Consider the following 353-nt stretch of genomic DNA (forward strand, 5'->3'; position numbering starts at 1 on the left):
GCCACCCTGGTCTTCGACCACCCGACCCCGGAGGAACTGGCTCAGCGGCTCGTCTCCGACCTGGTGGGTGAGGACACCACCGCCCCCACCACCGCTCTCGCCGGCACGGCGGCCGACGAGCCGATCGCGATCGTCGGTATGAGCTGCCGGTTCCCCGGCGGCACGGATTCCCCGGCGGAGTTCTGGAACCTCGTCCGGTCCGGAGCCGACGCGGTCTCCGGCTTCCCCGAGGACCGCGGCTGGGACCTTGGCCGCCTCTACGACGCTGACCCCGACAAGGCGGGCGCCTCGTACGTCCGGGAGGGAGGTTTCCTCTACACGGCGGCCGAGTTCGACGCGGAGCTGTTCGGGAT

1 protein-coding gene is annotated in these 353 nt (G+C 71.4%); it reads left to right on the forward strand.

From position 1 onward, the window contains the following. The coding region (locus tag C1708_RS33600; protein WP_274543385.1) for an acyl carrier protein at nucleotides 1–353 on the forward strand (353 nt) is incomplete at both ends.

The organism is Streptomyces sp. DH-12 (genome assembly GCF_002899455.1).
GTDB lineage: Bacteria > Actinomycetota > Actinomycetes > Streptomycetales > Streptomycetaceae > Streptomyces.